The following is a 23,649-nucleotide window of genomic DNA, read 5'->3' as shown; positions in this document are numbered from 1 at the left end:
GCAATCAGGCGCTTTTTCTCAGGGAGTCTTCCGTGTCTGTTTTTTCCCGCTTCGTTTTCCTGGTTTTCACATCGATCATGGCCATGGCTCTGAATGCAGCGCCTCTGGCCAAATATGAGCCCGCTGCCGGTCGTCAGGTCATCAAGCAGACGTTTCCGGATGTCACCCGGGTCATTCCCCGAAAAGGCAATCGAGCCATCCAGGAGCTCTATGCGCGCAAGGAGCTGGTGGGCTACGCCTATCAGTCCCTGGATTTTGTCCAGACACCCGCCTACTCGGGCAAACCGGTCAATGCCATGGTGCTGCTGGATACTGAAGGCACCATCAAGGCCGCCAAGGTAATTCACCACGATGAACCCATTCTTCTGGTGGGTATTCCCGAGAGCAAGCTGCACGCATTCACCGATCAGTACACGGGCCTGAAAGCCGACCAGCGGGTAACCGTGGGCGGAACCTCTTCGGGACGCAAGGTGGCCGTTGACGGGCTGTCGGGAGCCACGGTTACCGTGATGGTCATCAATGAAGTGATCATGCGCACCGCCCATCGGGTGGGAGTGGAACTGGGCATGGTTGAGGGCGAGGATGGAACCCGTCCGCCGGCGGCTACCGTCGATAAACAGGCCTTCGAGCAGAAAACCTGGCAGGAACTGACCGGTGACGGGTCGGTGCGCCGGTTGATGCTTACCAAGGGCCAGGTGGATGATTCCTTCAAGGGGACGGAAGCAGAGGGTGTTGATACCGCGGGCCCCGAGGAACGCAAAGAGCCGCTGATTGATCTGTATGCCGCTTACCTGGATGCGCCCACCATTGGCCGGAATCTGCTGGGCGAGAGCCAGTACCAGTGGCTGACATCCGAGCTGGAGGAGGGCGAGCATGCCATTGCCGTGATGGCCAACGGTGAATACTCCTTCAAAGGTTCAGGTTATGTTCGCGGCGGCATCTTCGATCGCATCCAGATCCGTCAGTTCGGCGACACCTTCAATTTCCGTGACCTGGACTTCTACCGGCTGAGTGATGTCTATGCCGAGGGCATGCCGGAGTTCACCGAAATGGCGATCTTCATCATTCGCCAGCAGTACAACTTCGATCCCGGTACACCCTGGACACTCGAACTCACTGTGAAGCGCCAGACTGGACCACTGGACAGCGAGTTTCAGGTGTTTCCGTTGGAGTACCAGCTTCCGGAGCAGTATTACAACCGTCCGGAGCCTGGCGTTTCCGAGGAAGAATGGCTGGAAAGCCAGCCCATGTGGGTTCAGGTTTGGTACCAGCGGGAATTCCAGATTGTGGTGCTCGGTATCGGTATCGGCGTGCTGATGTTCATCCTGTTTTTCCAGGACTGGCTGGTGAAAAAACCCAGGATCATGCGCTGGATCCGTCACGCCTTCCTGACTTACACGCTGTTCTTCATCGGTTGGTATGCCATGGGGCAGCTGTCCATCGTCAACGTGCTCACGTTTGCGAACAGCCTGATCAGTGGCTTCAGTTGGGAAACCTTCCTGATCGACCCGGTGATTTTCATTCTCTGGGCTGTGGTGGCAGGCATCATCCTCCTCTGGGGCCGGGCGGTTTACTGTGGCTGGTTGTGCCCGTTCGGCGCGCTACAGGAGCTGCTGAATGAAATTGCCCGCAAGCTGAAAGTACCCCAATACACCGTGCCTTTTGCCGTGCACGAGCGGCTATGGGCCATCAAGTACATCATTCTGCTGGTGTTGTTCGGAGTGTCGCTGGATTCCATGGCGACCGCCGAACGGCTTGCCGAGGTGGAGCCGTTCAAGACCGCGATCACGCTCAAGTTTGATCGTAGCTGGCCGTTCGTGACCTACGCCGTCCTTCTGCTGGTGGTCAACCTGTTCACCCGCAAAGTGTTCTGCCGCTATATGTGCCCGCTGGGTGCAGCTTTGGCACTGCCGACCAAACTGCGAGTGTTCGACTGGCTCAAACGCCGCAAGGAATGTGGCAATCCTTGCCGGCTGTGCGATCACGAGTGTGAAGTTCAGGCGATCCACCCGGACGGCCACATCAACTACATGGAATGCCATTACTGCCTCGATTGCCAGATGACCTATTTCGATGACCACAAGTGTCCGCCGCTGATCGTCAAGCGACGCGGCAAGCGCCGGGGTCATAACGCACCGGGCCACCCGGAGGAAATACCCGTGGTTCAGGTGTCTTGAGTAGTCCCATAAAAAGAAAGCATGAGAAGTAAAACCGCCATTACCAATAACGGAGTTGGATGTTATGAAAAAAAGAGATGATCTGACCAAAGACCTGCAAGAGCTTCCGGAAAGCGGCCAGAGCCGCCGTCGGTTTATGGGGGCTGCAGCGCTGGCGGGTGTCGCCGGTGCAACCGGGCTTGGCACTGCAGTGATGTCGCGTGAGGCATTCGCGGCCGCGGCCGAGGAGGCCCGCAACAAATATGTGATCCATCCGGGAGAGCTCGACGAGTACTACGGCTTCTGGAGCGGAGGTCACTCCGGTGAAGTACGGGTTCTGGGTGTACCCTCCATGCGGGAACTCATGCGTATCCCCGTGTTCAACGTGGATTCTGCCACGGGGTGGGGGATCAGCAATGAAAGCAAGGACGTTCTGGGCCATGATAATACCCACCTGAACGGCGATTCCCATCACCCCCACATTTCCATGACGGATGGTCGTTATGACGGCAAATACCTGTTCATTAACGACAAGGCCAACACTCGTGTAGCCCGGATCCGCCTGGACATCATGAAGTGCGACAAGATCACCACTATTCCGAATGTTCAGGCCATTCACGGCCTGCGACTTCAGAAGGTCCCCAAGACCAAGTACGTGTTTTGTAATGCCGAGTATGTCATCCCCCATCCGAACGATGGCAGCGACACCAGCCTTGAAAGCAGCTTCACCATGTTCAACGCGGTAGACGCGGAAACCATGGAAGTGGCCTTCCAGGTGATTGTTGACGGTAACCTGGACAACACCGACGCGGACTACACCGGCAAGTACGCCTGCTCCACCTGTTACAACTCGGAGAAGGCACTGGATCTGGCCGGTACCATGCGCAACGACCGCGACTGGGCGGTGGTATTCAACATCGAGCGCATTGAGCAGGCGGTCAAGAATGGCAACTACAAGACCCTGGGAGACTCCAAGGTGCCTGTGGTAGACGGTCGCGCCGGTTCGGAACTGACCCGTTACATTCCGGTTCCGAAGAACCCGCATGGTCTGAATACCTCCCCGGACGGCAAGTACTTTATTGCCAACGGCAAGCTGTCACCAACGGCCACCATTATTGCCATCGACAAGCTGGATGATCTGTTCGATGGCAAGATTGAGCCGCGGGATACTGTGGTAGGTGAACCGGAACTGGGCCTCGGGCCCCTGCACACAACCTTCGATGGCCGTGGCAATGCCTATACCACCCTGTTTATCGACAGCCAGGTGGCCAAGTGGAACATTGCCGATGCCATCAGGCACTACAACGGCGAGGATGTGAACTACATTCGCCAGAAGCTGGATGTGCATTATCAGCCGGGCCACAACCACGCGTCTCTGACCGAATCCCGGGATGCCGATGGCAAGTGGCTGGTGGTGCTGTCGAAGTTCTCCAAGGACCGGTTCCTGCCGGTTGGACCTTTGCATGCGGAGAACGACCAACTGATCGATATCTCCGGCGAGGAGATGAAGCTGGTTCACGATGGCCCGACCTTCGCAGAGCCCCACGACTGCATTCTGGTGCGTCGTGATCAGATCAAGACCAAGAAGATCTACGATCGTGACGATCCATTCTTTGCCTCTGCCGTTGAGCAGGCCAAGAAGGATGGTGTGACTCTGGAAGCCGACAACAAGGTTATCCGCGATGGCAATAAGGTTCGTGTTTACATGACCTCAATTGCGCCGCAGTACGGGATGACGGAGTTCAAGGTGAAGCAGGGTGATGAGGTAACGGTGTATGTGACCAACCTGGACACCATTGAGGATGTGACCCACGGTTTCTGTATGGTGAACCATGGTGTGAGCATGGAGATCAGTCCGCAGCAGACGGCTTCGGTGACCTTCAAGGCGGATCGTCCCGGGGTTCACTGGTACTACTGCAACTGGTTCTGTCATGCGCTGCATATGGAGATGCGGGGTCGCATGATTGTAGAGAAGGCCTGATAGGCCTCTCTTTCGCCGGGACTCCTTTTGGGAGTCCTGGTGATTTCCAACTTCGGAGAAGCAACCCAAGAGGAGAACCCTTTCCAAAACACGCTCCTGGCGGCACATCCCTGTGGCGCTTGGGCTCCGCCATCCATGGCTCCGCACAGTTTTGGAAAGGGTTCTCCTCTTGGCTTGCCGTACCTAGGGCGGTGGCTTCGGGCCTGCTTCACTTATAGAGAATTATAGATGTATCCACTGTTGCGTTATGGAGTGGCCCTGACAGTCGCTCTGTTATCGCTGACCGCGCAAGCGGACCTGCAAGAACAGCTAGATGCCCTGGAACCGGGCGCGAGCTTTGAGCTTCCCCCTGAGCAGATTTCGTCTCTGGCAATCCGGGTGCCCGGGGTGTCTGTGTCTTGCCATGCCGAGACGGTGATTGACCCGGGCGGGCAGGGCAATGCGGTGGATATCGTCGCCGAGGGGGTGACGTTTTCCGGCTGCTCCGTTCGCAACTGGGGGAGCAATCTTAACGAGCTGGATGCGGGGATTTTTGTGGCTCGGGAGGCCAGGGGTGCGGTGGTTGAGAACAACCGTTTGCAGGGGCCGGCGTTCGGGGTGTGGCTGGACGCAACGCCGGATGCGACGGTCCGCGATAATAGGATTCGCGGTGATGACAGTCTGCGTCCGAATGACCGTGGCAATGGAATTCACCTGTTCAATACCACCGGCGCGCTGATAGAGGGCAATGACATTCGTCGGACGCGAGATGCGATTTATATCGAGACGGCGAATAACAATACGATCCGGGGTAATGAGATGGCGGATCTGCGTTATGGCATCCATTACATGTACTCGATGAATAATCTGCTGGAGAACAATGTCACCCGTAACACGCGAACTGGTTATGCGCTGATGCAGAGCAAGCGTCTGAAGGTGATTAACAACCGGTCGGTTAATGATGAGAACTACGGGATTCTGATGAATTTCATTACCCAGTCGGAGCTGCGAGGGAATGTGGTGACGGGTGTGTCCCAGGGGCAGACCGCCGGTGTTGCCATTGAGGGGGCTGAAGGCAAGGCGGTGTTTATCTACAACTCGTTGTACAACACCTTTGAAGGCAATGTCTTTGCCGACAGTAATATCGGTATTCACCTGACCGCCGGTTCGGAAGACAACGAGGTTTTTGGTAACGCGTTCGTGAACAATCAGCGCCAGGTCAAGTATGTCGCCACCCGCACCCAGGAGTGGTCAAAAGACCGGAAGGGAAATTTCTGGAGTGACTATCTGGGCTGGGACCGGAATCAGGATGGCGTTGGCGATGTGCCCTATGAGCCCAATGACAACGTGGACAGGCTGCTGTGGAAATACCCGGAAGCCAAGGTTCTGATGTTCAGCCCGGCGGTGGATACCCTGCGCTGGGTGCAGGATGCGTTTCCGGTGGTCAAGTCCGCCGGTGTGACCGATTCCCATCCCTTGATGCGGATGCCCGCAGAGCTTCAACCGGAGAACCGATGAGCTGTTTTCGTCTTGAGAATGTGAGTTACCGGTACGACAAGACCCCGGTCCTTACCGGGATCGACCTGACTCTGGAGCCGGGGGAGATTCTGGGGTTGTTTGGCCATAACGGGGCCGGTAAGACAACCTGTATCAAGCTGATCCTGGGACTCATGACCCCCAACCAGGGATCGGTTTCCGTACTTGGCGGCCATGCCGGCGATCCGCAGGTAACCCAGCACATCGGTTACCTGCCGGAAAATGTGATGTTCTATCCGCAGCTGACTGGTCGGGAGATTCTGAACCATTTCGCCCGGCTGAAGGGCGCGTCCCTGCAACAGGTGCCGCAACTGCTTGAACAGGTTGGCCTTGGCGATGCGATGTATGCCCGCACCAAGACCTACTCGAAAGGCATGCGCCAGCGTCTTGGTCTGGCCCAGGCGCTGTTGGGCAAGCCCAAGCTGCTGATGCTGGACGAGCCTACGGTGGGGCTGGATCCGGTCGCCACGGCAGACCTTTACCGGCTGCTCCGGGAACTGCGTGATGGGGGCACGGGCATTGTGCTGTGTTCCCATGTCCTGCCCGGTGTCGAGCCTTACATTGATCGTGCGGCCATTCTCACCGAGGGTGCACTGAAGGCCGCCGGTGATCTGGCCGCATTAAGGCGGCAGGCGAATATGCCGGTAACCCTGTCTCTGGATCCTGCCAACAGTATCTCGGCGCTGAAACATGTGATCGACAGGGCCTCGAGCAGCAGTGGCCTGATCGTCAAGACCGATAGCGGGCGCCTGCGGGTGGATGTGCAGCCGAGGGAGAAAATGGCCTTGCTGAATGCAGTGATGGCATCGGGCGAAGTGGCGGATATCAGCATTCATCAGCCCAGCCTGGAAGACATCTACGTGCACTTTATCGGTTCGGGTGGCCTGGCCCACCGGGGAGGCAGTCAATGAACAGTATCTGGACCATTGCCCGTAAAGAACTTAGCGATAGTCTGCGCAACCGCTGGCTGATGGCCATTTCCCTGGTTTTCGCCACCCTGGCTTTGGGCATCGCCTGGTTTGGCGCCGCAGCCTCCGGGCAGGTGGGGTATGCCTCCACGCCGGCCACCATTGCCAGTCTTGCGAGCCTTGGAATCTTCCTGATCCCGTTGATTGCATTGTTGCTGGCCTACGATGCCATCGTTGGTGAGGAAGAGGGTGGAACCCTGCTTTTATTGTTGACCTACCCACTCAGCCGCAGCCAGTTGCTACTCGGAAAGTTCCTGGGCCATGGACTGACCCTCGCTCTGGCCACCGTGATTGGTTTCGGCGTCGCCGGCGTGGCCATTGCGGTGCTGGTGGAAAACGTTGCCATCGCCAGTCTCGCAGCAGCCATGCTGAGGTTTATTGGCTCCACCGTGCTTCTGGGGTGGGGCTTTATTGCACTTGCCTACTTGATTAGTGTGCGGGTCAGCGAAAAGCCCATCGCCGCCGGCCTGGCACTGGCGATCTGGTTCTTCTTCGTGCTGATCTTCGACCTGATGCTGCTGGGCACCCTTGTGGCGAGTGAAGGCCAGTTCAGCGCGGAACTGTTGCCCTGGCTGTTGATGCTCAATCCCACGGATATCTACCGCCTGCTCAATATCGTTGCCTTCGACGACACTGCTCAGCTCAGCGGTGTCCTCAGCCTGGGTTCCGATTTACCGATCGGGGCCGCCGGACTCTGGACCGGCCTGGTGTTGTGGTTCGCCATCCCGCTGGCAGGCGCCCTGTTACTTTCCGAAACCGCCGTATCTGAACGGAGTTATCCCGATGAACAGAAGTAAACTCAACTGGCTCATGGCCGCTCTGGCAGTCCTCACATTGACAGCCTGCTCAGGTAGCGAAGAACAAACGACTGCCAAAGCCGCCCCGGTCAATTTTGCAACTGGCGATGAATGCCACGTCTGCGGCATGGTCATCACCAACTTTCCGGGTCCCAAAGGCCAGGCGATCACCGAAAAGGACCAGCACGTGCGCAAATTCTGCTCCACCCGAGACATGTTCGCGTGGGCGCTCCAACCGGAGAACGTTCACCGCAATCACACGTTGTACGTCCACGATATGGCCGAGACTGAGTGGGCAAGCCCGGACGACACCTCTTTAATCGACGCCCGTGAAGCCTTCTACGTCGTCGGTTCCAGCCGAAAAGGCGCCATGGGCCCAACTCTGGCATCATTTGCCAGTCAGGCTGGTGCAGAAATTTTTGCCAACGAACAGGGTGGTGAGGTATTGGCTTACAGCGAAATCACCATGGATCACCTGAATACCGGCATGGCGATGCATAGTATGGGTGGAATGGACCACTAGAAATGAAAAAGGGGTCAGACGAAACCTTTCATCTGACCCCTTTTGTTGTGCTAGTTGTTGTGCCGGCCGCTTAGCCGCCGGTCATATTCATGAACCGAAGAATCTGCACATCCCCATTGGTAGAGAAGTGATGCCGTTCCGGCTTCAGATCCATGGCATTGATAATGGTTTCCCGCAGCTTGTCATCGGTCACCGGATTGCCCCGCAGCACCCTGCGCAGATCCACTGAGTGCTCGTTGCCCAGGCAAAGAAGCAGCCGACCTTCAACGGTCACTCTTACCCGATTGCAGGTAGAGCAGAAGTTGTGGGAATGGGGGGAAATGAAACCGACCCGGGTCTCGCTATCTTCCATCCGATAATAACGGGCGGGACCGCCGGAATCCTCGGTTGCAGGGACCAGCTCGTGGTGCTTGCGGATGATGTCCCGAACTTCTTCGCTGGTGCAAAGTGCCAGGCCCCGATCGTGCTCGGAAATCTCACCCAGGGGCATCTCTTCGATAAAGCTGATATCCACCTTTTTCTTGCGGGCGAACTCGATCAGCTCAGGGATCTCCTCATCGTTGCGGCCCTTCATCACCACTGTATTGATCTTGATGCCCCGGAAGCCAGCTTCCCGGGCAGCATCAATACCGTCCAGCACCTGTGAAAGTTTGCCGGTGCGGGTGATGTTGCGGAATTTGTCGGCGTCCAGGGAATCCAGGCTGATGTTCAGGCGATGCATGCCGGCCTTGCGCAGGGGCTCAGCCATGGTGGTGAGCTGGCTGCCATTGGTGGTCATGGCAAAGTCGCGCAGCCCGTAGGTGCCGATTTCCTTTACCAGCTCCAGGATGTCCTTGCGAACCAGCGGCTCGCCGCCGGTCAGACGAATTTTTTCGGTACCCAGGTCAACGAAGTTGCGGGCAACGCGGGCGATTTCTTCCAGGGTGAGGACCTGCTGGCGGGGCAGGAAAGTCATGTCCTCGGCCATACAGTACACACAGCGGAAATCGCACCGGTCAGTGACGGACAGACGCACGTAGTTAACGGTGCGACCAAAACGGTCTGTCAGCTTGCTCTGGGGCATCGGGTTGGTCCTGTTGCCGATTGTTTTTTAACCTGAGTATAGACCAAGTATTGCAGATCGGATCACCAAATTGCGATACCCCTCGGGAGGTAAGCCTACTATCAGGTAGGTCAGAGTGGGCCTTCCCTGGCCCGCGCTCTGGTCGATCAGGCGCTCAGCTCGCTGGCTGCGCCGTTTTCATCGGTTTCAAGGGCGACTGGCTCCAGATCCGGGAAGAAAACGCCCTTCACGACTTGCCAGGTGACGGCGAGGGCGCCGACGATGAAGACAACGTCGCCAATGGTTCTGACCCAGCGCAGGGTTTGCAGGATATCGCTCTGCATGAAGGCTTCGCTGCGTGCGTACCACAGGCCCTCGCTGGCGCTGGCAATGAACTGGATAAAGCCGACTGGCAACAGGCTGGTGAACAGCATCAGTACCAGTCCAATGTTCAGCCACCAGAAGCCGACTTTCATCAGCCGCTCGTCAAAGACGATGCGCGGACGGATGTAACGCAGGATCATCAGTGCGAAGCCCAGGGCGAGGAAGCCATAGACACCGAAGAGGGCCGCGTGGGCGTGGGTGGGCGTGGTGTTCAGGCCCTGAATGTAATACAGCGCGATTGGCGGGTTGATCATGAACCCGAGCACGCCGGCACCCAGCATGTTCCAGAAGGCAACCGCCACAAAGAAGGTCAGCGGCCAGCGGATATTTTCCATCCAGGGGGCACGGGACTTCAGGCGCCAGTTTTCCCAGGCTTCGTAACCGAGTACCACAAGTGGTACCACTTCCAGCGCACTGAAGGTGGCGCCCACAGCCATGACCGGTGTCGTGGTGCCGGAGAAGTACAGGTGGTGGAAGGTGCCAGGTACGCCCCCGAGCATGAACAGGCTGGCGGATGCCAAGCTGGCAGATGTTGCCACAGTGCGGGACACCAGGCCCATGCTGCAGAAGATGAAGGCCAGGGCAGTGGTTGCGAACACTTCAAAGAAGCCCTCTACCCACAGGTGGACAATCCACCAGCGCCAGTACTCCATGATCGAGATATGAGTACGCTCCCCATAGAAGAAGCCGGCGCCATAGAACAGGCCGATGGCAACCACCGAAGCGGTCAGCAGGGCCAGCAGGTTCTTGTCACCAGGCTGGCGAAGGGCGGGAACAATGCCGCGCAGCATCAGTACCAGCCAGAACACGATGCCGAGGAACTTGCCAATCTGCCAGAGGCGGCCAAGATCTACATACTCGTAACCCTGGTGGCCCAGCATGAAGCTTAGGTTGGCTGGCATGATCTGGTTGATGGCGAGGAAGTTGCCAATAAACGAACCGGCAACCACAGCCACCAGCGCCCAGAACAGCACATCAACACCGAGCTTCTGGAGTTTCGGATCTTTGCCGCCATTAATGATGGGGGCGAGGAACAGACCAGCGGCGAGGAAGCCGGTGGCAATCCAGAACATGGCGGACTGAATGTGCCAGGTACGCATCAGGGAGTAGGGGAACCACTCAGAAGTCTCGATGCCGTAGAAACCCTGACCTTCAACCGTATAGTGGGCAGTAAAGCCGCCCAGCATGACCTGGAAAGTGAACAGGCCAACGACCAGCAAAAGGTATTTGCCCAGTGCTTTTTGGGAAGGGGTCAGCCCAGCCTCGCTGAGCGGGTCCTTGAGTGGGGCCTGTGGTTCTTCATCTTCTTTGCGAAGGAAAGCCCAGGCCCAGACCAGGCCACCGACACCGGCAATCAGGAGAACCACACTTATTAACGACCAGACCACGTTCTCGCCGCTCGGTCTGTTATCGATAAGCGGCTCGTGGGGCCAGTTGTTGGTGTAGGTGACGTCACTGTCCGGGCGCTCGGTAGCGGCGGCCCAGGCAGTCCAGAAGAAAAACTCGGTCATCCGCTCACGACGCTCGGCGTTGGGCAGGGTGTTTTCCTTCATGGCGTAGTTTTCGCGGGTAGGCTGCAGTTCCGGGGCGTCGCTGAACAGGCGGCTGTAGTAGTCCGCTGTTTTGGCAATAGCTTCGGTCCTGCGCTCGGAAAGGTGCAGGGTGCTGGTAGCGGCGTCGTAGGTATTGGTGCGGTACTCGTTTTTCAGGTCGTACTGCAGGGCGTTCTGCTGCTGCCCGCTGAGGCTGTGCCAGTCCTGTCCGTACTCTTCCTGGGCCGCGATTTCCAGCCAGGTTTCCAGTTCCCGGTGCAGCCAGTCAGCGGTCCAGTCCGGTGCCTGGTAGGCGCCGTGGCCCCAGATCGAGCCGAGCTGCATACCTCCGACGGATTGCCAGGCAGTCTGTCCGTCAAGAATGCTTTCCTCGGTCATCAGGGTGTCGCCGTCTGCGGACACAACGAGATCCGGAATTGGCGGTGCTTCGCGGTACACCTCGGCACCGAAATACCCCAGCAGCGTGAAGGTTACTGCCAGGATCCCGATCAGCAAAAACCAGAGGCGGCGGTACTTAGCCATGGTGCGCTCCTCCCAGTCGAATCGAGTAGGCGTCTTTCTTTTTCATAACACTATCTCCTCAATAACATTTATTTAAGATAAATCTTTATGGCCGAATTTTGATTTGATGCATTTAAAGTGTCAAATTTATTTTGTGGGTATGTCGAAAGTCGTAGGTGGTAGTAAGGGTTAATGTGCAGGTGGGTGCAGTTCTACGGTTTGATTTTTTCCTGGAGCCGAATTAGTATTAAGATGTATTCAAAGTAAATGTTATAGGTGATTTCATGAGTGTCTACGAAAAGTGGCTTTTCACAGCAAACAGCGCGCTGGGACTGTCAGTGTTGGGTTTGATGGTTACAATTCTGCTCGCATACCCGATGGCGGGCGCGCTTGCGCTGTCAGTGCAAATTGCCGCCCACATCGGAACCCTGGTCTTTGCAGTCGGCATCAAGGTGGCCTATGTGGCGCGTCTGGTATTTCTCAGCCGTTTGGGCAGACCTGTCCATTGAATCCCGGTAGAATAGATGCAGTTATGAACCTTGGTGAGAACCCCGTGATGGGCGACCGTTTTGGGAAAACCGGATTCCGCATTCTTGCGTATATGTCAGTAGCTCTGGCTGCTGCCGGAGTAGTGCTGCCGCTATTGCCCACGACGCCCTTTGTTCTGCTAGCCGCTTTTTTTGCCAGCAAGGGCTCGCCGGCTTTTGCTCAGTGGCTTGAGGACCATCCCCGGTTCGGCCCTGCCATTGATCAATGGCGTACACGCAGGGCAGTGCCGGCACGGGCGAAGGTGCTGGCGTGCGGCATGATGACCCTGAGTTGGGGAATGCTGTTTGCGCTGGGAGCGTCAGGGATGGTGTTGGGCATTTCTGGCGTATTTTTGTGCGGCACGGCCTGTTATCTGGTAACACGACCTTCTTATTGAACGATTGCAAAAACGACTGGAGTTTTGAATGCACATCACCCGTTACACAGATTACTCACTTCGCGTACTGATATATCTGGCAGTGCAGGGTGATCGTCTGGCGACCATTCAGGAAATCGCCGACAGCTATGATATCTCCAAAAACCACCTTATGAAGGTGGTGCACCAGCTGAACAAAAAGGGCTACATTGAAACCATCCGGGGCAAAAAGGGTGGGATGCGTCTGCATCGTGCGCCTTCGGATATCAACGTTGGTATCCTGGTGCGGGAAACCGAACAGGATCTCAGTATCGTTGAGTGCTTTTCCTCCAAGAATGCCTGCAAGATAACCCCGGTGTGTGGCCTGAAATCGATGTTCGGTGAGGCGTTGAAGGCCTTCCTGGAAGTGCTCGACAAATACACTCTTGCTGACGTCATCCAGGAACAGCATCGGCCGCAGTTGTTGAGGTTGCTGCAGATCGCGTAAGCAGCCGATACAGAAACTTACGAATCAAATCCATTTTTAACGCCAGGCACCCGGCGGGTCCGATAATATGGACCTGGATTCATAAATTACAATAACAGTTGTCGGGGCCGGTTTGATTCATATTGCCTTGCTGGTGTTGCTGGCGCTGTGTTCGGCAGGGGCGTCTGCAACCGGAACACCGGACAGTTTTCCCGTTGTACTGAGCGAAGACAGCGGCAGGCTCGATATTTCCCGGCATTTAAGCTACTACGAGGATCCATCCTCCAGCCTCAATATTTCCCAGATCGTCAAACGATGGCCGAGAATCGGGTCTAAAGGTGTTCCGGACGACGCCTATAACTTTGGCTTCACCGATTCCACTTACTGGTTTCATACCCGGGTTTTCAACAGATCGAGTCCGAATGATCGATGGGTAATTGAAGGCCTCTATCCGATCATCGATGAAATGGAACTCTTCATCGTTTGGGAAGACGGGAATATTGGCCGGCAGATAGCCGGCGACTCAATACCTTTCTGGCAACGCCCCAGGGATCATCACAACATCAATTTTCTGCTGACGCTGCCGACCGGGCAGAGCGCCGATCTCTTCTTCCGAGTCAGGACTTCGGGTGCTGTCCAGATGCGCACGCTCCTGTGGCATTCCGACAACTTCAGCGCGACGGACCATCAGGAAAGGTTCCTGCTGGGGCTCTATTACGGGCTTCTCGTGGCCATGGCGATTTTTAACTTCCTGATCTTCATTTCCTTCAGGGACACTAACTACCTTTGGTACGTGTCTTATATCCTGTCCTATGGCCTGCTGCAGTTCACTCTCAATGGACTGGCGTTTGAACACCTTTGGCCGGATTCGCCATGGTGGAACAACCGTGCAGTCGCGTTCCTGATTGCTGCCGGCATGTTCTGCGTTCTCGGCTTTTCCCGGTCGTTCCTGGCGCTCAAGGAGAATGCGCCCCGTCTTGAGCGGGTTTTCGTGGGGCTTATGGCCTTTTTCGTGGTTGCCGGAGCTGGCGCTCTGATGTGGCCGGACTATGGTCCTGTCATTCGGTTGAACACATTTATGGCCGCCATTTCGGTAGGTTTCGTCATTCTTGCGGGTGGCCTGTGCCTCTATCGCAGGTTCCGTCCAGCACGGTATTTCATGGTGGCCTGGACGGCCCTCCTGTCCGGGATGCTTTTATATACGCTTAAGACCTTTGCGATTGTTCCGGCCAACTTTGTTACCGAGTTCGGGATCCAGATTGGGTCGGCCTTCGAAGTCATTCTGCTGTCCATCGCTCTGGCGGATCGCCTCAGGCACATGTCCATGGAAACCCAGAGAATCCAGCGGGAAATGAATGAGAAGCTGGAGTCCAGGGTCGCTGAGCGAACCTCAGAACTGGAGTCCGTCAACCAGCAACTGGAGGCCCTGAGCTCAACAGACGGATTGACCGGAGTTTTCAATCGCCGTTATTTCGATGCCCGTCTGGCCGAGGAGGCTGCCCGCAGCCGACGTCAGGGGGCCCTGTCTCTGATCATGATTGATGTTGATCATTTCAAACTGCTCAATGATAACCTCGGCCATCAGGCGGGGGATGCCTGCCTGCGTCGTCTGGCAGATGTCCTGATGACTGTTGTCAGGCGGGAGACCGATATCGTCGCCCGCTATGGAGGCGAGGAATTCACCATTATTCTTCCCTATACCGATGCCGCCGGCTCCCGTGCCCTGGCCGACAAGCTCCGCACGATGGTTGAGCGTGAGCTTCGCTTTGAATGGGAGCAGCAGCCGGTACCGGTAACCGTCAGTATCGGTGTCGCGACGGCTCCAGGCGGGCTTTTCGTGGAGCCGAGCGAGCTGATTGCGGCTGCGGATGATGCCCTCTACACCTCCAAGCAGGCCGGCAGGAACCAGGTGACGTTCCGGTCGCCGGGAGAGCGGCCCTCGGACCGGTTGGAGCCCGCTATGCCGTAGTGGCGTTGCCGGTGAGGCGCTCTGGCAGGGAATGACGGAGTATCCGTTTCACCACCGTGCCGTACTGCTTCGCAAAACTGCCGGTGTTGTAGTGAATGCCGTGCTTTCGACACACGGCCTGTACCTTCCCGGAAATCTCCGGATACCGGTGTGCGGGCAGGTCCGGGAACACATGGTGCTCCACCTGATAGCTCAAATGCCCGCTCAGAATATGCAGCCAGCGGCCCCCGGTGAAGTTCGAAGACCCGGTGAGCTGGCGCAAATACCAGTGGCCCTTGCTCTCACCCTCGCATTCCTCCTCAGTGAAGGTTTCCGCATCCTGGGTAAAGTGGCCACAGAAAATTACCGTGGATGACCAGAGATTGCGGATCAGGTTGGCGCCCACGTTCCCCGCCAGAACAATTGGAGCCACCGGAAAGGTGAGCAGAGGGAAGAAAACGTAGTCCTTGAACGCCTGTCGGCCGCCCTTGCGGGCGAACTCTTTCAGAAAGGGAAGCTTTTCACGCCAGCTAATTTCCCGGCTGCGCAGTTTTTCGGTTTCAAGTTCATGCAGTCCCACGCCCCACTGGAAAAATACACTCAGCAAGATGTAGTTGATGAACTGCAGCGCGTGCCAGGGTTTCCAGGGCTCGTCATCAGTAAGTCGCAGCACGGCGTAGCCATAGTCGCGGTCCTTTCCGATGATGTTGGTGTAGGTGTGGTGCTCGTAATTGTGGGTGCGGCGCCAGGAGTCGCCGGTACATACGGTATCCCACTCGTAGGTCTGGGAGTGCAGGCTCGGGTCGTTCATCCAGTCATACTGGCCGTGCATGACATTATGGCCGATCTCCATATTCTCCAGAATCTTGGCAATGCCCAGGGTTGCGGTGGCGGCAACGAACACCGGCGGCAGGAACCCGAACGGCATCATGATCCGGCCGCCCGCTTCGAGACTCCGGTGCAGTCGGACCATCCGCCGGATGTATCGCGCGTCCCGTTCACCGAGGTCTGCAATCACCTCATCCCGGATCGCGTTCAGATCGGTTTCAAGTTCTGCGAGTTGCGCTTCGGTCATCTTTTTCATGGTAATACTCCCTGCGGAGCAATGGGGCTCCGCGATGAAATCGGGTGTTAATTTCTAAAGGTCCAGTGACACCGGGCCCCGGGGGACGGAGATACAAAGCTGGATGTTCTCGTCACCGGGGCCAGAGGCTTTTCCGGTCAGGCGGTTGATCACGGTCCCCGTGGTTTTCCGGCAACTGCATTGGTGGCAAATACCCATGCGGCAGCCGTGGCGCGGGGTCAGGCCGGCGGCCTCGGCGATTTCCAGCAAGGTGGCATTGCCTTCGGAATCGACTTCGAGCTGGCTGCCTTCAAACTGAACCTCACCACCGAGCGTTTCGTTATCCAGATTGGCGCTTGGAGCGGAGAAGAAAGTGCTGTGGATATCCGAATCAGCAAAGCCTCGTTTGTAGAGAAGATCCTGGGCCAGATCCATCAGTCCCTTTGGGCCGCATAGATAGACCTGCCGTGCCTTGATGCCCGGTACCGCGTCCAGATCCTGGTCGCGCAGATAGCGAGGTTCTTTTGACTCGTTGGTGGCAATGATATTAAGCGTCAGGGCGCTGTAGCGTGTCTCCAGGGCCAGCAGCTTTTCCCGGGCAATAACGTCATCACTGGTTCGAACGAAATACAGCAATGTCACCGGTGCCCGGTAATCCAGCGCCGCCATGGTTTCAAGCTGGCTCAGCACCGGCGTGATGCCACTGCCGCCGGCGATGAACAGGACCGGCTGGGCCGGTTCTGGTATCTGAAAGTCGCCAAAGGCCTCGCCCAAACCGATGACTGCACCGGTTTGAAGGTGATCGTGGAGCCAGTTGGTCACCAACCCGCCGGGAAGGCGTTTGATGGTCAGCGTGACCCGTCCCTGCTCCTGCCAGAGCAAGGGTGAGCTTGAGAGACTGAATGTACGGTTGCGGCGGATTCCGTCAACTTCAACACAGATGTTCACATGCTGACCCGCGCGAAAGCCGGACCAGCGTCGGGCCGGCTTCAGAACCAGGGTTTTGGTGTCCCTGGTCTCAGAGAGGATCTGCTCGACCCGGGCCGGTGTGTACTCTTGTACCCACATAGGGTTGATGCGTTCGATCAGAGGGTCGAAAAATGCCTCTGGATCGTTCCGGTTGAACAGCTGCCTGCCAAGCCATTGCAGGGCTTTATGCTGGGTGTGTCTCGCTAACATACTGGGTGCCTCCCTGAGGCTTTCGGTTATCCGTGTGTACAAGTGTTCACTAATGTGTACGAATGTACACACGGATGTCTCCGACTACAACGGTCCGACTGGTAATGGCTCAAAATGACAAGCATTCTGTACTTTTATTTTTTTGGATGTGTACACTTGTGAACCTTGGTTGACGGCAGACGGTACAGACACAAGATGGCGGAAAAACAACGAAGAAAGCCCGGTGAAACCCGTGAGAAACTGATGACTGCGGCGTTGACGCTGGTAGGCAAGGGGCGGCATTTCGCCAGTCTTGGTATCCGGGAAGTGACTCGTCAGGCAGGTGTGGTACCAACCTCGTTTTATCGGCATTTCCGCAATATGGACGATCTGGGGCTTCAGCTGGTGGATGAGCTGGGACTGGTGCTGCGCAGGATGATGCGAGAGGCCCGGGCGAATGTGTTGCAGGCGGACAAACTGATCGAGGAATCGGTGGCCATCTTTATTAGTCACGCCCAGGCCAACCGGAGTTTTTTCCTGTTTATGGCTCAGGGGTTGGCGGGTGAGAGCCGGGCCGTGCAGGAAGGCATTCGCAGTGAGATGCGTTTCTTTGCCAGTGAGCTTGCCAACGATCTGCGCCGATTGAGGCTGGTGGACCACCTGACCGACCAGGATCTGGACATGACCTGTGATCTGGTGGTGCGAAGTGTTGCCTTCAGCCTGACCGATCTGCTCGGTGTATCAGCCGATGACGACTATCAGATTGAGCAGATCCGGAAGCGGACCACCCGCTTCCTTCAACTGATCTTCGTGGGTGCTGCCCACTGGCAAAGCGCGGGCTGATCGTCTGCTCGATCAGTCCGCTTTACTTTTTCTCGTCGCCGGCTTTCGTGGCGTCTTGGGCTTGTCCGCAGTCTTTGCCTTGGCCTTTGGCGGTAGAACCAGGCTTTCCAGTTCGTCCAGTGCCTCGCCGGTATAGACAGCCAGCCTCTGCATGCTTGGCAGGGTGTCCCGGCAACCCGTGTACCCGAAGTTCAGTGAGCCGTCATAGCTGAGGCAGGTAATGTTCAGTGCGCCCCCGTGGGCAATCAGGGACACCGGGTACATGGCTTCCAGTTTCGCACCCTCGTAGTAGAGGGTTCTCTGGGGCCCTGGCACATTGGAAATCGTGACATTGAATACCGGCCGCATCCTTCCACCCAGGCCGGACATCAGTTGCAGGATGTAGGGCGACATCAACAGCATGGTGTACTGGGTCAGAGCGCTTTTAGGCAACTTCTGGAGATGCTCTTTTGCCCTGCGGGTGGAGGACTTGATGTTCTGGAGGCGGGTTAGCGGATCCGCCTCGTCGGTTGCCAGGGAAGCGATCATGAAGCTGATCTGGGTGCCCACACCCTGGTCATCAGACGGCCGAATATTGACCGGGATGCCGGCCGTGAGTGGGGTGTCCGGCAGTTCATCCTGTTCCAGCAGAAAACGCCGGAGGGCGGTGCCGCAAAGATACAGGACAATGTCATTCAGGGAGCCGCCGGATATATGGGCAAGCTCCTTGATCCGGTCCAACTGGTAGTGCTGGGTGGCGAACCGGCGCTGGCCGGTGACCCGGTGATTGATCTTGGAAACGGGCCCGGTAAACGGCGCGGTGAGGCCATCCTCGGGATGGCGAACAGAATGCACCAGCCGGTTGCCTGCCTGCCATAGTCGTGGCGCCATGTCGGCTTGCAACTTCAGCGCCTCCATGGCCTGTGAAACTGCGCCGGGCACGCTGGCCTCGGAGTCGGATTTGCTGCCGCGACGACGCTCCGGACGCACCGACCAGGGTGGCGGCATATCCCTTTTATCTGGATCTGTCGTCAGCACCCGTTGCATCAGGCGCACACCGCTGATGCCGTCAATCATGGAATGATGCATCTTGGTATAAAGCGCAAACCGGTTGTTTTCCAGCCCTTCGATAACGTGGCATTCCCAGAGCGGGCGGGCAAAATCCAGGGGGTTGGAGTGCAGTCGCGATACCAGAATACCCAGTTCCCGTTCACCGCCGGGGCGGGGCAGCGCGGAGTGACGCACGTGGTAGTCCAGGTCGATTTTCTTGTCGACTTTCCATGCCGGGGCCAGCACCCGACCCAGCAATCCGGACCAGGCAAGCTTGTAACCCCAGGGAGGTGCTACGTCACCGGTTTCCTTCATGCGGGTCACCATGTCCCGAAGGAAGGTTTCAGGGGCGCCCTCCGGTAGCGAAAAGATCTGCAGGTTGCCCACGTGCATGGGGGTGTCTTCAGATTCTACGGCCAGCCAAGAGGCATCCAGGGTTCCCAGGCGTTTCATTCCTTGTGTGTCTCCACGAGTGTCCAGGTATTTTAATTGTCTGATGCAAGTATACTTGCAACTGCTTCGGGACACGATGCTTGCGGCCAGAAACTTCCCGGTTTTGCAGCGTTTAACCGTTACACGCTGTTGCCGTTGAAGGCTCCCGAAAGGGAGCAGTGTGTGCTACTTTTCATCGGTTGGTCGCAGTAAAAACAAAAACATCCGGAGGCGTTGTGGAATCCAGCCCGCTTATCTCGGCAGGTCTGCCGATTGCTCTGTTCATTATCATGATCGGTATCGGCATGACCCTGACGATACGTGACTTCCGCCAAGTGGCGGTGTATCCGAAAGGGATGATTGTCGGCACCGTTGCCCAGATCCTTGTCATGCCGCTCATCGCCTTCATGCTGGCCACGTTGCTGGCGGTTCCGCCGGCCATCGCCGTCGGACTGGTGATTATTGCCGCCTGTCCCGGGGGCACCACCTCGAATCTGTTTGTGCTGCTCTCACGGGGTAATATTGCGCTCTCCATCGTGCTAACCGTCAGCGCGAGCCTGATCACCATCCTTACCTTGCCACTGTTCACCAACATTGCGCTTCAGCACTACATGGGAACCGAAGAGGACATTGTGCTGCCGGTATGGAAAACCGTGGGTATGCTGATCGGCATCGTGCTCTTCCCGGTAGCCATCGGGATGGTGGTTCGTACCCGCAAGCCTGAAGTTGCCCGCAAGGCCGAGAGCATTGTGAGTATCTTTGGTGGTGTTGTGCTGGCGGTCCTTATTGTGGCGCTGGTGTACGGGGTTCGTGACCAGATCTGGGAGCTTCTGAAGCAGGCGGGGCCGGCCACCATCCTGTTGAATTTGGCTGGTATCGGGCTGGGTCTTGCAGCCGGCCGGGTGGCGGGTCTGACCCAGCGGGAATCGCTCGCGGTTGCGGTGGAACTGGGTGTGAAGAACGGTACGATTGCCCTCATGGTCACCCTGACGCTGCTGGAGTCCAGCGCCATGTCGATCCCTGCGGCGGTATACGGGGTGCTGATGTTCCCGATCGGCTTTGTTCTCGCCATGTACGGCCGGAGCATCATTCCCATTTCGACGGTACAGAGCAAAAACTGACTGGAGTCCTGCGTTATGCAGTTCCTGAACGGCATTACCCTGCTGTTGGTTTATCAACTGGTGGGGGAGATTACAGTCCGACTGCTGGGCCTGCCTATCCCCGGACCGGTGCTTGGCATGGTGATGCTGTTCGTGACCCTGATGATCCGGGGCAAGGCCCCGGACTCTGTGGATCAGGCATCTACGGCCTTGCTCAGCCATCTCTCACTTCTGTTCGTGCCCGCCGGCGTAGGCATGATGGCGCATTTTGGCCGCATCGCCGACGAGTGGGTTCCCATAACCCTGGCGCTTCTGCTGAGTACCGTTATAACCATGGTCGCCACCGCCCTGATCATGCAGGTGACTACCCGTTGGTTTGCCAAGCCCCTCACGGAAAAGGAGGGCGGCGATGAATGAGCCGGGCCTGAAAGACATCTGGGTTTACCTCTCCGCGTCACCGCTTCTCGGGCTTACGATTACCCTCGTGGCCTATGGTGTTGCCTATCGGCTGTACCTGAAAACCAACTCCAATCCGCTGGCCAATCCGGTGGTCACGTCCGTGGCCATGCTCATCATTGTGTTGCTGGCGACAGGCACCTCCTACGGTGATTATTTTGAAGGCGGGCAGTTTGTCCACTTTCTGCTGGGGCCGGCAACGGTGGCGCTGGCCGTTCCCCTGTATCAGCAGTTTTCCAGGCTTCGGCAACTCTGGTTGCCGGTAACGATTTCGCTCTTCTGCGGTGTTGTCATCGCCGCCGGCAGCTCCATTGGCCTCGCTCGTCTTCTGGGTGGATCCACGGAGATCCAGATGTCCCTGGCACCGAAATCGGCAACGGCACCGGTGGCCATGGGGATTTCTGAAAAAATCGGCGGGCTTCCGTCTCTGACGGCCGTATTGGTGGTCATCACGGGTATTACAGGCGCCGTTCTGGGCACCAAGCTGTTTGAGTGGATCCGGGTCAGGGACGATGCCGCCAAGGGTATTGCCATGGGGGTCGCCGCACATGGTATCGGGACCGCCCGGGCGTTTCAGGTAAGCTCGCAGATGGGCGCCTTCTCCGGCCTGGCCATGGCGCTTTCTGCCTTCGCTACGGCCTTGCTGGTGCCCTGGCTGGTTGATCTGTTGGAGGCCTGGCTACCGGTTTAGGATTTTTGAGTGGAGATGGTGGCGCCAATCGAGCGGAGGTCTTTTGATCAGACGTACACGTTGTGCAATGTTGCTGGCGAGTATCACTCTTACGGTCTCGATTTCCTCGATGGCGCAGTCATCCGCGGGCCCGGAGGAGGAGCTGGTACTTGAGGTTACCTCACCGCGACTGGTTCGGGATTTGTATGAAACCCCCGCTGCGGTCTCTGTTATCAACGCGCCTGATATTCGTGAGGGCCAGCAGCGTCTGCAACTGGACGAATCCCTCAATACCGTCCCGGGCCTGTTCTTTCAGAATCGCTACAACTTCGCCCAGAACCTCAGGTTATCCACCCGAGGATTCGGGGCCAGGGCGCCCTTTGGCATTCGTGGTGTTCGCATTCAGGTTGATGGCATCCCCTACACGCTCCCGGACGGCCAGTCCCAGATCGATGCCATTGATCTGGATTCGGCCCAACGAATCGAGGTCATCCGGGGGCCAGCGTCGGTTCAGTACGGCAATGCCGCTGGCGGTGTCATCGATATTTCCACGGCGTTGGGTGATGAGCTTCCCGAGGGTGGTCGGCTTCGCCTTGACGGCGGCAGTGACGACTATCGCAAGGCGGCAATACAGGGTAACGGCGTTGAAGGTGATACCAGCGGCATAGCCACGCTCTCCTGGCTGACGGTTGATGGCCATCGGGAGCAGAGCGAGGCGGAAAAAGCGCTGTTCAACGCCCGTGTCGCACGGGATCTGGATTCTGGGAGACGGGTGACAGCCACGTTTAACGCCTTACACAACCCGAAATCCGAAGACCCGGGCGGGCTCACCCTGGCCCAGGCGGAAGAGGATCCGGAGCAGGCTACCGCACTTGCCAAAAGGCTTGATAGTAGCCAGACCGTAAACCAGCAGACCCTGGGCGTGAGATGGGAAGATTCGGCGGTCCTGCCCGGCCAACTCACTCTCGATACCTTCTACATCCGCCGGGATTTTGCCCAGCAGCTGCCGTTCCCGGGCAGCAGTCGGGTGGCCTACGACCGGCACTTTTACGGTATCAGCTCCGAGTACCAGCAGGAATCGGCAGTCGCCGGGTTGCCCCTGGTGTGGGTTACCGGTCTTGATGTGCACCATCAGTCCGATGACCGGCGCCGCTATTCGGTGTCTATCGATGGCGATATCACCGGCCAGACCCAGGCGGAAAACCAGAGCGCTACTAATGTGGCGGTATTTGGCCAGGGCGATCTGGCGATTAGCGATGCACTCAACCTATCCCTGGGGGTGCGGTTCGACCGGTTGCGCCTGGCCATTGACGACGACTGGCTGCAAGACGGCGAGGATGATTCGGGCAACCGGACTTTCCGGGAGTACAGTGGTGTTGCCGGCATCAGCTACAAGCTGGCGCCCAGGCACCAGGTGTACGCCACCATCGGCACAGCGTTCGAATCGCCCACCTTTACCGAGTTTGCCAACCCCAGCGGCGGTGGTTTTAATCCCGAGCTGGAGCCTCAGCAGGCATTGAATCGCGAGCTGGGTATGCGCGGCATGCTGGGCGCCGGGTTGAGCTATGATATGGCCCTGTTCTCCATCCGGGTGGAAGACGAGATCCTGCCGTTCAATGTGGGTGACCAGACTTTCTACGAAAACGCGGGTGAAACCCGGCGCAATGGTTTTGAACTGGGCCTGGCCTGGGAACTTTCCTACGCCTGGCGGGTAACCAGCGCCCTCACTCTTGCCGATTACGAATTACGGGACTTTGTTGATGAACAGGGCAACGATGCCAGCGGCAATGCCATTCCCGGGTTGCCGGAACAGCTCTGGGTGAACGAGCTGGAGTGGCGCGGATCAGCCGGCCGTTTTGCGGCCCTGGAGTGGCAATATGTCGGGGAGTTCTACGCCGAGAACAGCAACCAGACCCTGGTGAGTGATTACTGGCTGGTCGGCCTGCGTGCCGGCGATTCCTTCCGGATTGCAGACCAGACCCTGAACCTGTATGCCGGCATCCGCAATCTGCTGGATCAGGAGTACTTCAGTAACGTCCGGATCAATGCCAACGCGAACCGCCCGGTGGAAGATCGGGGCTATTTCGAGCCCGGTCCCGGAAGAACTTTTTATGCGGGCCTGGAATGGGTATTCTGAGGGGCGATAACAACACAAACAGT

At 57.4% G+C, this 23,649-nt stretch carries 20 protein-coding genes; 15 read left to right on the top strand and 5 right to left on the bottom strand.

The features are described 5' to 3' along the window. The first annotated feature begins 77 nt into the window (after positions 1 to 77). The 6 genes from nosR to ACO06L_RS09410 all read left to right on the top strand — a co-directional run bounded on the left by nosR (position 78) and on the right by ACO06L_RS09410 (position 7,940). Complete coding sequence (gene nosR / locus ACO06L_RS09435; protein ID WP_421846201.1) at positions 78 to 2,177, top strand: transcriptional regulator NosR; 2,100 nt, start codon at positions 78 to 80, stop codon at positions 2,175 to 2,177. 64 nt (positions 2,178 to 2,241) lie between these two features. Then, positions 2,242 to 4,137 (top strand): TAT-dependent nitrous-oxide reductase, encoded by a 1,896-nt coding sequence (nosZ, locus tag ACO06L_RS09430; protein WP_064227627.1) that lies wholly within the window; start codon positions 2,242 to 2,244, stop codon positions 4,135 to 4,137. Between the two features lie 228 nt (positions 4,138 to 4,365). Then, positions 4,366 to 5,634 carry a nitrous oxide reductase family maturation protein NosD gene (locus ACO06L_RS09425; protein ID WP_064227628.1) on the top strand — a complete coding sequence of 423 codons (1,269 nt, stop codon included), beginning with the start codon at positions 4,366 to 4,368 and terminating at the stop codon, positions 5,632 to 5,634. Continuing rightward, the gene (locus tag ACO06L_RS09420) at positions 5,631 to 6,563 is read left to right on the top strand and encodes an ABC transporter ATP-binding protein (RefSeq protein WP_202347854.1); all 933 of its coding nucleotides are present in this window, start codon (positions 5,631 to 5,633) and stop codon (positions 6,561 to 6,563) included. The genes ACO06L_RS09425 and ACO06L_RS09420 overlap by 4 nt, the downstream gene beginning before the upstream one ends. Next, positions 6,560 to 7,417, top strand: a complete 858-nt coding sequence (locus ACO06L_RS09415) for an ABC transporter permease (RefSeq protein WP_421845597.1) — start codon at positions 6,560 to 6,562, stop codon at positions 7,415 to 7,417. The genes ACO06L_RS09420 and ACO06L_RS09415 overlap by 4 nt, the downstream gene beginning before the upstream one ends. Continuing rightward, positions 7,404 to 7,940: a nitrous oxide reductase accessory protein NosL gene (locus ACO06L_RS09410; RefSeq protein ID WP_202347852.1), complete on the top strand. Its 537-nt coding sequence runs from the start codon at positions 7,404 to 7,406 to the stop codon at positions 7,938 to 7,940. The genes ACO06L_RS09415 and ACO06L_RS09410 overlap by 14 nt, the downstream gene beginning before the upstream one ends. Positions 7,941 to 8,010: 70 nt before the next feature. On the opposite strand, the gene moaA is transcribed toward ACO06L_RS09410, so the two are convergent. Together moaA and ACO06L_RS09400 are read right to left on the bottom strand one after the other, a co-directional pair. Beyond that, complete coding sequence (gene moaA, locus ACO06L_RS09405; RefSeq protein ID WP_202347851.1) at positions 8,011 to 9,003, bottom strand: GTP 3',8-cyclase MoaA; 993 nt, start codon at positions 9,001 to 9,003, stop codon at positions 8,011 to 8,013. Positions 9,004 to 9,149: 146 nt separating this feature from the next. Further along, positions 9,150 to 11,441: a nitric-oxide reductase large subunit gene (locus ACO06L_RS09400; RefSeq protein WP_202347850.1), complete on the bottom strand. Its 2,292-nt coding sequence runs from the start codon at positions 11,439 to 11,441 to the stop codon at positions 9,150 to 9,152. A gap of 263 nt (positions 11,442 to 11,704) precedes the next feature. Between ACO06L_RS09400 and ACO06L_RS09395 the strand changes: the two genes are divergently transcribed. From ACO06L_RS09395 to ACO06L_RS09380, 4 genes are all read left to right on the top strand, one after another. Continuing rightward, positions 11,705 to 11,929, top strand: coding sequence for a hypothetical protein (locus tag ACO06L_RS09395; RefSeq protein WP_202347849.1), 225 nt, complete (start codon positions 11,705 to 11,707; stop codon positions 11,927 to 11,929). A 23-nt stretch (positions 11,930 to 11,952) separates the two neighbouring features. Then, positions 11,953 to 12,345 (top strand): YbaN family protein, encoded by a 393-nt coding sequence (locus tag ACO06L_RS09390; RefSeq protein WP_227716024.1) that lies wholly within the window; start codon positions 11,953 to 11,955, stop codon positions 12,343 to 12,345. 28 nt (positions 12,346 to 12,373) lie between these two features. Then, on the top strand, positions 12,374 to 12,811 hold the full coding sequence (locus tag ACO06L_RS09385) for an RrF2 family transcriptional regulator (RefSeq protein WP_202347848.1): 438 nt from the start codon (positions 12,374 to 12,376) through the stop codon (positions 12,809 to 12,811). 112 nt (positions 12,812 to 12,923) lie between these two features. Then, entirely contained in the window at positions 12,924 to 14,759 is a 1,836-nt protein-coding gene (locus ACO06L_RS09380) for a sensor domain-containing diguanylate cyclase (RefSeq protein ID WP_202347847.1), read from the top strand. On the opposite strand, the gene ACO06L_RS09375 is transcribed toward ACO06L_RS09380, so the two are convergent. After that, positions 14,749 to 15,822 carry a fatty acid desaturase family protein gene (locus tag ACO06L_RS09375; protein ID WP_202347846.1) on the bottom strand — a complete coding sequence of 358 codons (1,074 nt, stop codon included), beginning with the start codon at positions 15,820 to 15,822 and terminating at the stop codon, positions 14,749 to 14,751. The genes ACO06L_RS09380 and ACO06L_RS09375 overlap by 11 nt on opposite strands. 54 nt (positions 15,823 to 15,876) lie before the next feature. After that, positions 15,877 to 16,980 (bottom strand): ferredoxin reductase, encoded by a 1,104-nt coding sequence (locus ACO06L_RS09370; RefSeq protein WP_202347845.1) that lies wholly within the window; start codon positions 16,978 to 16,980, stop codon positions 15,877 to 15,879. 195 nt (positions 16,981 to 17,175) lie between these two features. Between ACO06L_RS09370 and ACO06L_RS09365 the strand changes: the two genes are divergently transcribed. Then, positions 17,176 to 17,802: a TetR family transcriptional regulator gene (locus tag ACO06L_RS09365; RefSeq protein WP_014578194.1), complete on the top strand. Its 627-nt coding sequence runs from the start codon at positions 17,176 to 17,178 to the stop codon at positions 17,800 to 17,802. Between the two features lie 12 nt (positions 17,803 to 17,814). Here the strand turns inward: ACO06L_RS09365 and ACO06L_RS09360 are convergent, their stop codons facing one another. Next, positions 17,815 to 19,284 (bottom strand): WS/DGAT/MGAT family O-acyltransferase, encoded by a 1,470-nt coding sequence (locus ACO06L_RS09360; RefSeq protein ID WP_202347844.1) that lies wholly within the window; start codon positions 19,282 to 19,284, stop codon positions 17,815 to 17,817. A gap of 215 nt (positions 19,285 to 19,499) precedes the next feature. Here ACO06L_RS09360 and ACO06L_RS09355 point away from each other — a divergent pair, with 215 nt between their 5' ends. The 4 genes from ACO06L_RS09355 to ACO06L_RS09340 are packed head-to-tail and all read left to right on the top strand — an operon-like array spanning position 19,500 to position 23,626. Beyond that, entirely contained in the window at positions 19,500 to 20,384 is an 885-nt protein-coding gene (locus ACO06L_RS09355; RefSeq protein WP_064227639.1) for a bile acid:sodium symporter family protein, read from the top strand. Positions 20,385 to 20,399: 15 nt separating this feature from the next. After that, positions 20,400 to 20,780, top strand: coding sequence for a CidA/LrgA family protein (locus tag ACO06L_RS09350; RefSeq protein WP_064227640.1), 381 nt, complete (start codon positions 20,400 to 20,402; stop codon positions 20,778 to 20,780). Further along, the gene (locus ACO06L_RS09345) at positions 20,773 to 21,510 is read left to right on the top strand and encodes an LrgB family protein (protein WP_202347843.1); all 738 of its coding nucleotides are present in this window, start codon (positions 20,773 to 20,775) and stop codon (positions 21,508 to 21,510) included. Before ACO06L_RS09350 ends, ACO06L_RS09345 begins: the two co-directional genes overlap by 8 nt. A 43-nt stretch (positions 21,511 to 21,553) precedes the next feature. After that, on the top strand, positions 21,554 to 23,626 hold the full coding sequence (locus ACO06L_RS09340) for a TonB-dependent receptor family protein (RefSeq protein ID WP_227716025.1): 2,073 nt from the start codon (positions 21,554 to 21,556) through the stop codon (positions 23,624 to 23,626). Positions 23,627 to 23,649: the final 23 nt, after the last annotated feature.

The sequence above is a fragment of the Marinobacter sp. genome (assembly GCF_965229985.1).
In the GTDB taxonomy this organism is placed as follows: domain Bacteria; phylum Pseudomonadota; class Gammaproteobacteria; order Pseudomonadales; family Oleiphilaceae; genus Marinobacter.
The sequence above is the reverse complement of the archived record's forward strand: the minus strand, read 5'-3'. Positions and strand labels throughout refer to the sequence as shown.

Excerpts from the sequence above, each read along its gene's own strand:
- ACO06L_RS09395 (WP_202347849.1), top strand. The coding sequence starts at position 11,705 with ATGAGTGTCTACGAAAAGTGGCTTTTCACAGCAAACAGCGCGCTGGGA.
- nosZ (WP_064227627.1), top strand. The coding sequence starts at position 2,242 with ATGAAAAAAAGAGATGATCTGACCAAAGACCTGCAAGAGCTTCCGGAA.
- ACO06L_RS09365 (WP_014578194.1), top strand. The coding sequence starts at position 17,176 with ATGGCGGAAAAACAACGAAGAAAGCCCGGTGAAACCCGTGAGAAACTG.
- ACO06L_RS09425 (WP_064227628.1), top strand. The coding sequence starts at position 4,366 with ATGTATCCACTGTTGCGTTATGGAGTGGCCCTGACAGTCGCTCTGTTA.
- ACO06L_RS09385 (WP_202347848.1), top strand. The coding sequence starts at position 12,374 with ATGCACATCACCCGTTACACAGATTACTCACTTCGCGTACTGATATAT.
- ACO06L_RS09370 (WP_202347845.1), bottom strand. The coding sequence starts at position 16,980 with ATGTTAGCGAGACACACCCAGCATAAAGCCCTGCAATGGCTTGGCAGG.
- ACO06L_RS09415 (WP_421845597.1), top strand. The coding sequence starts at position 6,560 with ATGAACAGTATCTGGACCATTGCCCGTAAAGAACTTAGCGATAGTCTG.
- ACO06L_RS09350 (WP_064227640.1), top strand. The coding sequence starts at position 20,400 with ATGCAGTTCCTGAACGGCATTACCCTGCTGTTGGTTTATCAACTGGTG.
- ACO06L_RS09390 (WP_227716024.1), top strand. The coding sequence starts at position 11,953 with ATGAACCTTGGTGAGAACCCCGTGATGGGCGACCGTTTTGGGAAAACC.
- ACO06L_RS09360 (WP_202347844.1), bottom strand. The coding sequence starts at position 19,284 with ATGAAACGCCTGGGAACCCTGGATGCCTCTTGGCTGGCCGTAGAATCT.
- ACO06L_RS09410 (WP_202347852.1), top strand. The coding sequence starts at position 7,404 with ATGAACAGAAGTAAACTCAACTGGCTCATGGCCGCTCTGGCAGTCCTC.
- moaA (WP_202347851.1), bottom strand. The coding sequence starts at position 9,003 with ATGCCCCAGAGCAAGCTGACAGACCGTTTTGGTCGCACCGTTAACTAC.
- nosR (WP_421846201.1), top strand. The coding sequence starts at position 78 with ATGGCCATGGCTCTGAATGCAGCGCCTCTGGCCAAATATGAGCCCGCT.
- ACO06L_RS09375 (WP_202347846.1), bottom strand. The coding sequence starts at position 15,822 with ATGAAAAAGATGACCGAAGCGCAACTCGCAGAACTTGAAACCGATCTG.
- ACO06L_RS09345 (WP_202347843.1), top strand. The coding sequence starts at position 20,773 with ATGAATGAGCCGGGCCTGAAAGACATCTGGGTTTACCTCTCCGCGTCA.
- ACO06L_RS09400 (WP_202347850.1), bottom strand. The coding sequence starts at position 11,441 with ATGGCTAAGTACCGCCGCCTCTGGTTTTTGCTGATCGGGATCCTGGCA.
- ACO06L_RS09420 (WP_202347854.1), top strand. The coding sequence starts at position 5,631 with ATGAGCTGTTTTCGTCTTGAGAATGTGAGTTACCGGTACGACAAGACC.